General features: G+C 60.6%; 13 protein-coding genes and 1 pseudogene. 6 read left to right on the top strand and 8 right to left on the bottom strand.

The window, feature by feature from the left end; all coding sequences use genetic code 11:
* Positions 1–5: 5 nt before the first annotated feature.
* Complete coding sequence (locus ACVWY3_RS17705) at positions 6–1,085, bottom strand: Cj0069 family protein (protein ID WP_456839605.1); 1,080 nt, start codon at positions 1,083–1,085, stop codon at positions 6–8.
* A 291-nt stretch (positions 1,086–1,376) separates the two neighbouring features.
* Between ACVWY3_RS17705 and ACVWY3_RS17700 the strand changes: the two genes are divergently transcribed.
* Positions 1,377–2,321: a DUF1259 domain-containing protein gene (locus tag ACVWY3_RS17700; RefSeq protein ID WP_456839604.1), complete on the top strand. Its 945-nt coding sequence runs from the start codon at positions 1,377–1,379 to the stop codon at positions 2,319–2,321.
* Between the two features lie 399 nt (positions 2,322–2,720).
* On the opposite strand, the gene ACVWY3_RS17695 is transcribed toward ACVWY3_RS17700, so the two are convergent.
* The 3 genes from ACVWY3_RS17695 to ACVWY3_RS17685 form a co-directional block, all read right to left on the bottom strand.
* Positions 2,721–2,942, bottom strand: coding sequence for a hypothetical protein (locus ACVWY3_RS17695; protein WP_456839603.1), 222 nt, complete (start codon positions 2,940–2,942; stop codon positions 2,721–2,723).
* 1,058 nt (positions 2,943–4,000) lie between these two features.
* Positions 4,001–4,162, bottom strand: coding sequence for a PilZ domain-containing protein (locus tag ACVWY3_RS17690; RefSeq protein ID WP_456839602.1), 162 nt, complete (start codon positions 4,160–4,162; stop codon positions 4,001–4,003).
* A gap of 23 nt (positions 4,163–4,185) precedes the next feature.
* Positions 4,186–4,398, bottom strand: coding sequence for a hypothetical protein (locus tag ACVWY3_RS17685; RefSeq protein WP_456839601.1), 213 nt, complete (start codon positions 4,396–4,398; stop codon positions 4,186–4,188).
* 1,442 nt (positions 4,399–5,840) lie between these two features.
* Between ACVWY3_RS17685 and ACVWY3_RS17680 the strand changes: the two genes are divergently transcribed.
* From ACVWY3_RS17680 to ACVWY3_RS17665, 4 genes and pseudogenes are all read left to right on the top strand, one after another.
* On the top strand, positions 5,841–6,209 hold the full coding sequence (locus ACVWY3_RS17680; RefSeq protein ID WP_456839600.1) for a reverse transcriptase domain-containing protein: 369 nt from the start codon (positions 5,841–5,843) through the stop codon (positions 6,207–6,209).
* Positions 6,206–7,090, top strand: coding sequence for a reverse transcriptase domain-containing protein (locus ACVWY3_RS17675; protein WP_456839599.1), 885 nt, complete (start codon positions 6,206–6,208; stop codon positions 7,088–7,090). Before ACVWY3_RS17680 ends, ACVWY3_RS17675 begins: the two co-directional genes overlap by 4 nt.
* Before the next feature lie 104 nt (positions 7,091–7,194).
* Positions 7,195–7,863, top strand: a complete 669-nt coding sequence (locus tag ACVWY3_RS17670) for a CBS domain-containing protein (protein WP_456839598.1) — start codon at positions 7,195–7,197, stop codon at positions 7,861–7,863.
* 118 nt (positions 7,864–7,981) lie between these two features.
* Positions 7,982–8,176, top strand: a pseudogene (locus tag ACVWY3_RS17665) (Hsp20/alpha crystallin family protein); the annotation flags it as partial.
* Between the two features lie 198 nt (positions 8,177–8,374).
* On the opposite strand, the gene ACVWY3_RS17660 reads toward ACVWY3_RS17665, so the two are convergent.
* Both ACVWY3_RS17660 and ACVWY3_RS17655 read right to left on the bottom strand, forming a co-directional pair.
* Entirely contained in the window at positions 8,375–8,650 is a 276-nt protein-coding gene (locus ACVWY3_RS17660) for a hypothetical protein (protein WP_456839597.1), read from the bottom strand.
* Positions 8,651–8,769: 119 nt separating this feature from the next.
* Positions 8,770–9,333: a hemerythrin domain-containing protein gene (locus ACVWY3_RS17655; RefSeq protein WP_456839596.1), complete on the bottom strand. Its 564-nt coding sequence runs from the start codon at positions 9,331–9,333 to the stop codon at positions 8,770–8,772.
* 94 nt (positions 9,334–9,427) lie between these two features.
* Here ACVWY3_RS17655 and ACVWY3_RS17650 point away from each other — a divergent pair, with 94 nt between their 5' ends.
* Positions 9,428–9,589, top strand: a complete 162-nt coding sequence (locus tag ACVWY3_RS17650) for a hypothetical protein (protein ID WP_456839595.1) — start codon at positions 9,428–9,430, stop codon at positions 9,587–9,589.
* 261 nt (positions 9,590–9,850) lie between these two features.
* Here ACVWY3_RS17650 and ACVWY3_RS17645 read toward each other — a convergent pair whose 3' ends face one another.
* The gene (locus ACVWY3_RS17645) at positions 9,851–10,837 is read right to left on the bottom strand and encodes an MBL fold metallo-hydrolase (RefSeq protein WP_456839594.1); all 987 of its coding nucleotides are present in this window, start codon (positions 10,835–10,837) and stop codon (positions 9,851–9,853) included.
* Positions 10,838–11,428: 591 nt separating this feature from the next.
* Positions 11,429–12,640: an IS91 family transposase gene (locus tag ACVWY3_RS17640; protein WP_456837762.1), complete on the bottom strand. Its 1,212-nt coding sequence runs from the start codon at positions 12,638–12,640 to the stop codon at positions 11,429–11,431.

Here is a 12,640-nt window from a genome sequence, read left to right as displayed (position 1 = left end):
GGTCTCTATTTGCCGGAGTCAGCTTTTTGATTCAGCAGAAGGCGTTGCCTCACCGCCCGTGCGATGGCGGCCGGTGCCTCCTCGGGAATCGCAAAGCAGGAGCTCGCGTTGATCTCGCACAGCACGTAGGCGTCGGCGCCCGTTGGGTCGCGCGGCCCGTACAAAAAATCCGCATCCCAGATCACCGGCAGCGAACCCTCATCGATGCCGAGCCTCGCCAGCATCTGCGGCGTCCATTCGTTCTCCATCGCTCGCCGCAGCGCCTGGAATTGCGGCGCGTCGGGGCCCTGCATGATCCGCGGGCCGGGCTGGGCTTCAGGCGAGTCCGGCCCCTCAGGCGGCGGCGGGATCAGGGCTTTGATCTTCTGATGCCCAAAACCTGCGACTCTGGCGCCGCTCATGTAGCAGCGGATCATGCCGTCGGGCAGGCGGGGTTGAAACGCCTGGTCGATGATGCAGCCGCCCCAGCCGAAATAGGGCTCGCATCGCGCGAAGAGGGCATCGAGCGGCATATCCTCGGGTACGCTGCCGCGCTTTGCATGCAGCACGCGAACCATGGCATCGGTGTCGGGCAGCGCCTCGACCTTCCAGACGCCCTGGCCGCCATTGCCGCGATTCTGCTTCAGCACGCGCGGGCCGCTCGTTCGAAGCCGCGGCGGAAACTGTTCGCGGAAGCTCGCTGCCGTGTCGTAGCGATGCGTGTCGGCGCCCCAGCCGAGATGACGGGTTCGGTAGAGCACCTCCTTGACGCCCATCTTCAGGATCACGTCGGGATGTGCACTTACCCAAGGTCCTCGCGCTGCGACGTCGCGAAGCAGGATGTCGAGGTCCGCGCGCGTCTTGCCCTGATGGATCGGGTCGACCCAGACCAGCACGCCACTGGCGGCGAGCAATTGATCGCGGACAGCGTCAGCGAAGGTTTCGTCGTAAATCACCGGATGCGCGTCGATGCCAAGCGCGGCGAGGGCCTCGAAGACGTGGACGAAGCGGCTGTTCTGCGCCGTGGCGTCGCGACGCGCGGCAGCGTCTCCGCGGGAGAGGATGGCGATAGCAGGTCGGTGAGAGGAGTGTCGTTCGGTGTCCATGCGCAAGCTCCACGAATTTGCGTGCTGCGCAGAGCTTGGACCTGGGTCTCACGGGGAGTCTGCATCGTCCCCACGAGGATCAGTCTACGAGAATTGGTCGCAGGATTTCAAGAGAGCGTCGGTTCCATCCGGGCGGTGAACTCTTCGTGACGCCTATCCCGCGCTTTCGCGGGAAGCTCGGGTTGACAGCCCACCGCTCCGGGTTTCTACGTTAAGCCATCGGGGATGTGCGATCTCCCCGTGAGGCGACATGCCAAAGCGTCGCGTCCTGAGATTCACTAGGGGCGTAGCATGTCATTTTTCACGATCTCATCCGGTAAATCGTCCTGGCTCTCCAATGCGGCACGGCGCGTCAGCGCCTGCGCGGCGCTGATCGGCATCGCAGCCGGTTTCATCGCGGCGGCTCATGCGCAGGATATCGACTGGCAGAAGGTCGATCAAACGCTGGACCGCAAGGCGGCCGTCTCCGGCGACGTGCATCGCTACGGCTTCCCGCGCACCGATCTTGCGGTCACGCTCGGTGGCGTGACCATCAAGCCCGCGCTGGCGCTCGGCGGCTGGGTCGCGTTCAAGCCCGCGCATGGCGGCGTCATGGCGATGGGCGATCTCGTGCTGCTCGAATCCGAGATCAACCCGGTGATGCTGAAGATGATCGAAAATGGGCTCGAGATCACCGCCGTTCATAATCATCTGCTCGGCGCGAGCCCGGCGACGTTCTACATGCACGTCGCCGGGCACGGCGATCCGCTCAGGATCGCGGCCGCCCTGAAGGACGCGCTCGCTGAAAGCAAGACGCCGCTGTCGCTGGCGCCTCCAGCGGCCCCTCCGCCCGCCGTCGATCTCGACACGGCGCAGCTCGATCAGATCATCGGCGTCAAGGGCCAGGCCAATGGCGGCGTCTACCAGTTCAACGTTCCCCGCCGCGATCTGGCCATGGAGCAAGGCATGCAGCTGAGCCCCGCTGCGCCACTGGGGGTCGCAACCGGCATCAACTTCCAGCCGACCGGCGGCGGCAAGGCGGCGATCACCGGCGACTTCGTGCTGGCCGGCGATGAGGTCAACCCCGTCATCGCGGCGCTCCGCTCCCACGGCATCGACGTGACGGCACTTCACAGCCACATGCTGGACGAGCAGCCGCGTCTCTTCTTCATGCACTTCTGGGCCAACGACGACGCGGTCAAGCTCGCGGGCGGCCTGCGCGCTGCGCTCGACAAGACCGCGAGCGAAAGGAAGTGATGCGGGAAGGGGAGGTCGGGGACGAGGCGCTGCGCCTCAGCGAATGGCCGCCACCATGGTCGTGACGATGAGCGCGATTGTCACGAGCGCCCCTGCAACATGGAGGATGGTCCTGACGCCTGGCGCCCTTGGCGCTTCGCCTCCACGCAAATAGACTGCAACGCGGGCCAGACGGATCGCGGTATAGACCGATACCAGCGCTGAAGCACAGCCGGCCTGACGCCCACTATCAAGCCTATGTCCTTGGCGACGACGGGGAGCTATGGCGGTCCGAGCAGAAGCTCGCGACGTTCGAACCCGATCCTTTGGTCGCAGGCAAAGCCCAGGGTTGGCTCCAGGGGACGTACGTCGGCCGGAATAATTTCGGCGGCTCACGTCGGCAGGCCTACCTTGGAAAAGTTACGGATGACCGGGAGCGTGCTCGGCTTCCACGGCGCGGATCAGGGCGGCAAGACTGGGATATTCCACCCCATTGCGAGCGTAGCGATTGATGCGCTCCACATAGCGGGCCGATCCGTCGGGCCTGCCTCGCCAGCTGAACAGCAGTACGGGGCTGTTGTGCTTGCGCAGAACGTGGCCCGCTCCATTACCGAACGACTTGCTCAAGGGGTGGCGCTTCATGGCCGCGCCTCCAGCTTCACCAGCTCCGACTCGTCCATTCCCGGATAAGCATCCGGAACGGAGACGTTCCTATTGTAGGCGAGGAGAGATTCGGCAGGGGTGAGCAGCTTCACACTTCCTGTTTTTTAGGCGGGGTTGGATTAGGCTGACAGTCGCACAGGCCGGGAGCCTTGGGAACAGAGCTCACTGTCCAGCATGCCAGGCTGCCCCTGCGTGCTGAGCGCGAGCGCCGGGCTGAGCAGTAAGTCCGGATGTCGACGGATCGTCAGCAATACTCGATCGCAAATCAGATGGCTGTCATCGCGGCCTACGCAGTCCAGCATCGGCTCACGATCGTGGATACATATATAGACGGGCATCAGCGCAGTGAGGGTCAACAACCGATGGGGCTCATCCGTCTGATCAAGACGTTCAGTCAGGAGCCGCCGAGTTCGGCAAGGTGTTGGTGCGGGAATGCGGCAACGGGAACGAGGCTTCGGCCCACTAGAGGGGCCCTTGCTTCCGCAAGTGGCCCGACGGCGAATTCGGAACGAGCTGCTCAGCTATCCGCTCCTCAAAGCAGTCCGGAAATGGCAAAGCAGGGGACCTAATCAGCGCTTTTGACCCGTTGCAGAGTCCGCCTTGGCAGGAGCTGGACGGGGCGTGATGTGTCGGCCTGCAGCTCAGTGTCCTGGTTTTCCTGGCATCATAAAGTCCAAGACCGCCTGCATTACGTTTTCCCCCTGACGTACGAGATCATGCAAGCAGCTCCTGCGCCAGGAACAGACCGGGTACCAGGTGACTTTCTTCGCCAATCGATTCGCGCCTCTTTTGATCTTTACTCGGCCAAGACCATATGCCGAATGCCATAAGCCGGATACTTATCCGCTGGCTGTGATGCCCGTGTCTAAGAGTCCACTGTGCACCGGGAAAATCGACGCGGTATACTAATGGTGTAAGTCAATACTGACTTACAAAACTTCCAGGCCGGCATCACTTTCAGAGAAACGCCACACCTATTCGGAAGGGTGCGCGCCAAGCCACGCGGCAGGGCAACTTTAGACTGTGCTCTGGGATGATCAGAGTGAACCTGGCGGGTATTCGGTCTGTCGTACCAAGAATTGCAGCGCCGCGCCCGATGTCGAGATATCGCGGATCGTGCAGGAGATCTTATCTCCGGCTCCGTCTATTTGTGCCGGCATCGCCGCACGAAAGCGTGGTGCGTTACGCGTCTCTACCATGAGTTCAACTGCTATTGCAGTCCCTAGATCGATCCGTATTCCTCAACGCTCTGGTTGATCCAAAGCAGCGCCGCCCGGCTATCCAACCACAAAAGCTGGTCTTCCTCCCCTTCGCCGGGAGTCATGTGCAACACGAAGCAATTCTCGCCATATCGGAATAACGTGTCGCGCGCTAGGCGCTCGCTTAAGGTTTGAACGTCGAGATACGGATACTCGTGCGTAGCGACAAGCTTCATGACTGAAACCTGCTTAGAGCAGCGTCATCCAAAGCTGAGCCCAGTTGATCAACCATCTGACGGGCTCTCTCGACGCTACTAATTAGTTCTTCCGCTTGCCGAGTGAGCTGAAGGATACTCGGATCGTCTTTAAAGTCAGACAGGATAATCTGAACGCACCTGTTAGTAAGATCGAGCATCCATAGAGCACGTCGCATGTCGTGTTGGCTCTGAAGATCTGCTTCATGCAGCTCAGACAGGACGTTTGTAAGTCCTTGGATCCGACGAACAGCGGGATGAGATGTAGGACGTCCTCGACCGCGCGGGAAATCGAGTACCTCGGACACCGGTGTCCTCCAAATTGTTAAAATATGCAGGTAGTTTTGCGGCAATCATTTAACGCTTTCATAAGCTTCCATAAAATGGCTATCGGTTTTCGGCGAAGCAGCAGACGCTACCGAGAAGCAACCCGCATAGTTCGCTGCAAGCCGCCGTACTCCCCCTGCGCGTCCGTTGCAGCGGCCGGTCATGCTGAAGGCTGGGCCGATCTTGCTAGGCACCGTCGCAAATCGCGTGTGGCATAAGTCGCCCAACCGTCATCACGGAGAGATCCTGATCTGAAACCGCCGGGCTGTCCCCGGTGATGCCTATCGCGACAGTCAACTGATCTCTTCGTGGCCCGTTGCATCTACCTCCAGCAGCCGGCCGCGACCAAGCCCTGTCCGCTTATTCCCCATCGGCGAAGTTGCGCGTCGTCTGACGGAGGTCCGCTCACGGCGACGCAGCGGACCAGATTTGCGAAGCGCCGGGAGACCGGCAAGGAGTAGAGAGTGCAAGTCTCTTACGATGAAGGAGTAGCGATCCAGATCGGCCCCGAGTCATGCGCAGTTGCCCGCGAGGTGTCGGCGAAGCGTTGACAGGGGAGCGCATAGGCCAGCCATCGAGCCGCGAAAGAGTCCTATTCCGGGTGCCGACGCCGTGCAAATGGCGGAAGGCAACACATCCAGGCGCGTCATCGCGAGCGCCAGGACGACCCGGCGTGGTCAGAGACCCTGGCATGTGCAGACGCTCCTTGCATGGGAACCGGGAGATCTCGCGATCGACCGCTCGGCAACAGCCGCCGGTCCGCATCGGGAAGGCGAGGAGCCGAAGCCGATGATGCACGGTCGCGAGAAGTCAGACTCTGCCATAGTAGCTGTGAAGCCGACGAACAAAGCGGTCCCGACCGCAGCGGAGCCGGTGGAGCCAAGGGCGGGGGCCAAGGGGAACGCGCGCCAGCAAAGCACGCACCGGACACAGGGACGGGAGCGCGTGACACAGGCGCTGGAACGCGTACGGCAAGCCGCAAGGCAACGGAAGAAGGAGAGGTTCACCGCACTCCTCCACCACATCAGCATCGACTGCCTCCGGATGGCGTTCTTCGCGCTCAAACGCGATGCCGCCTCTGGGGTGGATGGACTGACGTGGCCGACCTACGAAGCAGACCTGACCGAAACCTCACTGATCTGCACGAGCGGGTTCATCGGGGAGCATACCGGGCATTGCCATCGCGCCGGACGTACATACCGAAGGCTGATGGGAAACAGCGTCCGCTGGCGGTTGCGGCGCTCGAGGACAAGATCGTCCAGAGAGCGACTGCGGCTGTGCTGAACGCCGTCTACGAGGAAGACTTTCCCGGGTTCAGCTACGGGTTCCGACCCAAGCGAGGTCAGCACAATGCGCTGGATGCGCTGGTCGTCGGGATCACGAGCAGGCGAGTGAACTTCATTTTTGACGCAGATGTGGCCTCCTTTTTGACTCAGTCAGCAAAGACTGGCTGGTGCGATTTGTGAGGCACCGCATCGGCGATCTGCGCATTATCCGCCTAATCCAGAAGTGGTTGAGGGCGGGTGTCCTAGAGAACGGAGTTGTCACGGTCAGTGAAAAGGGGACGGGGCAGGGATCGGTCATCTCACCGCTGCTCGCCAACGTCTACCTGCACTACGTGTTCGACCTCTGGGCCGCGCGCTGGCGACGGCACGAGGCCACGGGTGACATGATCCTCATGCGGTATGCTGATGACATTGTCGTCGGCTTCGAGCACGAGGCGGACGCCCGGCGCTTCTGGGACGATATGCGCAAGCGGTTCGAGGAGTTCTCGCTGTCGCTCAATCCGGACAAGACCCGCCTGATCGAGTTCGGCCGCTTTGCGGCGGAACGACGCGCTCATCGCGGGCTCGGAAAACCGGAGACCTTCAACTTTCTTGGCTTTACCTTCATCTGTGAACGCAACCGCCGTGGCCAGTTCCTTGACAAAAGAACAACACGGCGCGATCGCATGCGGGCGACGCTCAAGAGGGTCAAGGAGGAATTGCGACGGCGCATGCACGAACCTATCCCCGAGCAAGGGGCGTGGCTCAAGCAAGTGGTCAGAGGCTTCTTCGCCTACCATGCCGTGCCGACCAACGGCCGCGCACTGGGAGCATTCTATTATCATGTGACGCGCATCTGGTTGCGCACGCTGCGGCGGCGCGGCCAGAAGGACCGCTTCTCATGGCAACGAATGCACAGGTTAGCCGCCGACTGGCTCCCTCAACCGCGCATCCTTCACCCGTATCCTGACAAACGTTTCGCCGTCATGCACCCGAGTGGGAGCCGTGTGCGGGAATTCCGCCTGCACGGATTTGGGCGGGGGGCGGTCAGCAATGACCGTCCCTACCGCGCTTCCATCTGAGTTCTTCGCATTTTGACCCCGACCGGACACATGCCCTCCTTCGGGGGGCTGCAATAGCTCGGCGCGCATGGTAATCTTTCTGCCCCGAGTGAGGGAGCCAGAAGATGCAAGCGCGGGACGTGATGGTTCGTGGGGTTATCTCGGTTGGCCCCGATATCCCCGTTCAAATCGCGGCCAATGCGATGGTCAGTAACTGCGTAAGCGCGCTCCCGGTCATCGATATCCACGCCAAGCTGGTCGGCATCGTTTCGGAAGGCGATTTGATCCGGCGCGTCGAGATCGGCACCGAACGGTGCCGTTCCAGCGGGCGCGAAGCAATCATATCAAGCGACGCGCTGGCGAAGGAGTTCGTCAAGTCGCACGCTAAACGAGTAAGCGATGTCATGACGCGTGAGGTGATAACGGCGCAGCCGGAAACACCGTTGCGGGAAATCGCGAACTTGATGGAGAAGCACCGCATCAAGCGGGTGCCGATCGTTCAGGAAGAACTGGTGGTCGGGATCGTCAGCCGTGCGAACCTGTTGCAAGTATTGGCCCGCGTCAACAACAATGCGGATTGGGTTGAAAGCGACCGCGAGCTGCATCAACGCTTCGTCGACAGCATCAAGGATCAGCCGTGGGCGGACAGACCCTTCAACATCATCGTCAATGACCGCTGCGCCGATCTCTGGGGGTTTGTCTACAGCGTGGATGAGAAGACCGCCGTGCGCGTTGCGGCCGAGGCAACGCCTGGAATCGAGTCGGTATCGGATCATCTGGGCATCGCCCCGTGAGCCGATTTCTGGCCCCCAGCCGCCGCCTACATTGGAGCTGGTATCCCGCCACTCGCCGTAGCGGAGACAAAGGATGCCTTCGAAGTGACGGCCGACCGGTGAGAAAAAGGCCGAGAGCACAACAGACGAGAAGGAATGGCACGTCGAGGAGCGGACCTATGGCTCATACTATCGGTCGATGTCCCTGCCTTTTGAACCTGAGGCTGTCGAGGCGCATTTCGGCAAGGGCGTGTTGCATCTCGGCCATCAAGAAGCCAACCAAGGTCGTGAAGAGTTCGAAGACGATCGATATCAAGACAGGCGCTCCCCCTAACAAAGCTTAGCCCCTGATTTGATCGCAGCACCTCAGAGAGCCGCCTTCGGGCCATTTTTCGTCTAGGTGCCCGATGACGATCTTCGCGGTCTTCGGAGTGACCCACAGCAGAACCGAATTGGCGGCCTCACCCCAGTCGATCTAATCGTGCCAGAACGGATATGGAAATTTTCCGGGCGGTAACATAGGACGCGCCTGTCAGTTATGGGAATTAACCAGTTGCGCATATCGAGGACACGCGCCGTCGGCCGCATCCGTGACTTGGCGCGCAATCTCGTCCGTGAGACCTTCATGCTCCCAGCACGTGCCATCACTCTTGATGATGTTTCTGGCGCGGTAATAGGCGTGGGTTTCAGCGGCGTCGTCTCCGACGCGGATGATCACCTCTGGGTGGAAAGGGCAGAGAACCATAGCGCGCGTTGTCAACAACGCATAGCGCACGGCCGATTCCAGATTGTCGGTATCGACCGGCATCAGAGCCTCCTGCTTCGAGACGCAAGCGCGTTTGAGCGCGGGAGCAAGGCGCAGCCCAATCCTGATGCGCCTGACCGCAGCGTCGCTCGGTACAGTGCCACTGCGCGATACCATCGCGACTACTTTCGCTCGGCGTCAGCCTCCTGCTCGAGCCGCAAAATATGTGCGCGTAGTGCGTCAAACCGCTCTTCGGCAACGTCGCTGAACAGTGGGTCCTTGTGACTCGTTGCGGCCGAAGTGATCTCAGTCCAATCTTGAGGCTTGAGGGCCTTAAGTGCCGCGGGAAAGAAATTGCGATCTTCCATCATTACGTGACGGCGCTCGTGCGCAATAAAATCGCGAACGATGATATCCACATCTTCCCGAAGAATTTCACGATCTGCGAGTACGCCGTCGACCGCCTGAGCGACGCGGCGTAAAAGCTGGGCCCCTTTCTGGTGTTCGCGAGCTAGATCACCGATCTTCGCAGCAGCCGCAGGATCTCGCGCCCTCAGCTTGGCAAAGACCAGGTCCTCCTGGGGATGATGATAAACTTCGGGGTAGACTTCGAAATAACTGATCACCGCGTGAATGACCTCGTAGTCGGGACGGTCTCCGCGGTCGAATACCTCAAGTTCCCGTTCGAGGATGGCGAGCAACTTCTCAATGTTGCGATGCTCTTGGGATAAGCGCTCTATGATCATGACAGCGCTCCATAAACCAGCCAAAATATAGTCTCAGGGCCAGTATCGGTATTTGCGATAGATCAAATCCGAGACAAATTAGGTGCGACGCACAGTGGCTGATTGCCCGATTTCAACCGTGTCGCCTCGTCGTATTCAATTCCGGCCGGACTTCGCCATTCGCGAAGCTGACGCCTATTATCGTATGTTCTGCTTCTCGCCCGAAGATATGGAGAAAATGAGCGGCGCGCTGAAGCAGGCCGGGCTGCGCGAATAAGTGGAACGACTGGAGCCGAACGCGCGCGGTGGTGTAGTTAGGGTTTTCGCCGGAGAGGAGGATCGGACGAGTGACCCCAATCCGTCCGGAATTGGCCCGTGGCTGACTTCCCTTCATGGCCTCGCACGGTCCGCTTCCGAGGGCTAAGCGGAAAGCCCTCGTGGAGACGCCGAGGGCAGCCTTTGACCCATTGCGGTCATGGCGATACTCGTACTCGGGAGCGATATTCGCCATGACCGCGCCCTTCTGTTGACTTGAAAATCAGTCTTCGCGACTGGCCAGCCTACGATAAACCGCGAGATCGTCAAAGGTAGGTGCTTCGCCGCGCCGCACGTTGGAATTGATGTCAGGCCCGACGACCAGCGATGTACCAAGCCCGGCATAGATGTACCGCGTGCCGAATGCTTTCTTTAACGCAGCAAAGGTCGGTTCGCCCGTGCAGTGCCCGGGGGCAATGTTCTCGACCTTGAATTTGTCCTTGAGCGCCGTCACGATCTTTTCAATGGCATCGTCAGCTGCAACAACGAGGTGAAAGCTCCCAGCTATGAGATGAATTCTAGGGTTGATCGTTGCAGCCTCGACAATCCGTTCGATTCCCGGATGCGAACAGCCGACGACTAGAACAAGACCGTCCGGGGTGTTCACTGCGAGCGAGAGTTCTTTGAGTTCCTTTGTGCCGGGAAGATCAGAAACCAGAGCGATCAGAGTAAAGCCTGGTGCTATCTCCGTCGTCTGATCAATCAGTTCGAAGTTTGCATTGGGCCATGCGGCGCCGAACTCCAGGATGTTCGGCGGTTTGCCGCCGTAATATCGCATCTCTTCAGGCAGGGAATCGTCTTTGCGATAGAAGGTCGATGGAAGCGATGAACCGTAGATGCCGAATCCCTCCTTGGGAGCGTAGATCTTCACCTTCGGGTTCACACTGAGCACATAGCTCAATCCGGCCATGTGATCGGAATGCCTGTGAGAGAGAACCACAAAATCAAGAGCGGTAAGGTCAACCCCTTTCGCCCTGACATTCCTCGCAAAGATCTCCGCGCTATCTCCTGTATCAAATAAGATGCGCTTTCCCGCGACCTCCACCAGCGCGGAGAACCCCCAGTCCTTTGTCATTGCGGGATCGGCGCCAAACGCGTCATAGAGGATCGTAATCTTGCTGCTCGGCTCGGCCGCGATGCTCGCGCAAGAGGTCGCCACTATTGCGCAGGTGACAGCGGCGGCGATGAAACTCCATCTTCCGAATGTCATGGATGTGCCTCCTCTTCGGTTGGACTTCCGCTGAAGATTGAGTTGGCGCAGTCCGACTTCGACTGGCTGGGTACTATGGCACCGATCGCAAGTCGCGGACTGTCGCTCATCTTCCGATGCTCCCGGCCGATCGGCAACGAGACATTTTTGAGCTTGGGACTTGAACCTTCCGGCGCTTAGATCGACGTCCGCCGAATTGTTTCGGGTTATGGAGCAGGCCCGGCTGGTCCGCTTGTGTGCAGGTTTTTGGACGCCGGCAACGAGAGACGCTCCGCACGCTCAACTAGCCGGCGTCCAAAAAGCGCCAAGGCACGAAGTCGCGGGAAGTTGGGCACTGGCCGGGCAGCGAGTGCTATGCGGATTTGACGGCGGCGCCGACCTCGATGGTGGACGCGACGGAGGCAGGATGTGACCTGCGGATAGGGTCGCGGGCGAGATTGGGAGCATGCAATGGGCATCTCGGCGGCTGCTCGGAGTGCATCAACGCAGGATCCGGGCACTGCTGGATGCCATTGGGTTGAGCGAGAGCGCTACCGGCGTGGAGCCGGCATATCGGGCCAGGAAAACTGCAAGGCTTACACGCGGTGTTGGTCATGACGTGTCGATCCTGATCGGTGTTGGTCGCCAGCTCGGCGCGCAGCCGGGTGCGAAGGTCTCGATGACGATCATGCGCGCGCCACAGCGGGGACATGGGCACGGCAGCACCCGCGGTGGATCCGGCGCACCATCCGGCTCTTGTTGGGGATCGGCGGCAGACGGGACGACATTGAGGAGTGCGCGGGCGGTTGCGATGCTCTCGGCACGGTTGGTTGAGGCAAAGAGCCCGTAGTGGCGGATGCGGTGGAAACCCTTGGGCAGCACGTGCAGCAGGAAGCGCCTGATGAACTCGTGCGGGTGAAGCCGCATGGTCTTCCAACGGTCGGGGCCGCTGACGCGATAGTCCTTCCAGCGGAACGCAATCGCCTCCTCGTCGGCTGCAACGAGGCGGCGGTTGGAGATGGCGACACGATGGGTGTAACGGGAGAGATAGCGCAGCACCTGCGCGGGCCCCGCGAACGGGGCCTTGCAGTAGACCACCCACTTGATGCTGCGCAGCGGGGCGATGAAGCGCTTGAACGTTGTCTTGTCGGCAAGTCCGGCATGGGTGTTGAAGAACTTCAACTCGCCGGCGTCATGCGCATCCATGAGCATCGCCAGTATCTTGCCCCGGAACAGGCGCGCCAGCACGTTGACATGGACGAGGAAGTTGGAGCGCGCGGCGATCCATCGCGTGGTATCGAGCGAGAGCCCTCCACCCGGCACGATCATATGCACGTGCGGATGGTGGGTGAGCGCCGAGCCCCAGGTGTGCAGCACGGCCGTGATACCGATCCGCGCACCGAGGCGCTTGGGATCGCTTGCGATGGCGAGCGTCGTCTCGGCCGCTGCCTTCATCAGCAGGTTATAGATCACGCGTTTGTTCTGGTAGGCGATGTCACGCAACTCGCTCGGCAGCGTGTAGACGACGTGAAAATACGGCACCGGCAATAGCTCCGCTTCGCGGTCGGCCAGCCATCGGCGTGACGCCGCACCCTGGCACTTCGGACAATGCCGGTTGCCGCAGGAGTTGTACGCGATCTCGGTATAGCCGCACGCTGTGTTCTCGCAGCGTGCGACGTGGCCGCCGAGTGCTGCCGTACGACAGCGCTCGATCGCACTCATCACCTTCAATTGCCCGAGGCTCACATGCCCCTGATTGGCGTCACGCCAAGCAGAGCCGTGATCGCGGAGGATGTCCGCGACCTCCAGAACTGGCCGAGCCAC

This window comes from Bradyrhizobium sp. USDA 4486 (assembly GCF_054057995.1).
The sequence above is the reverse complement of the archived record's forward strand: the minus strand, read 5'-3'. Positions and strand labels throughout refer to the sequence as shown.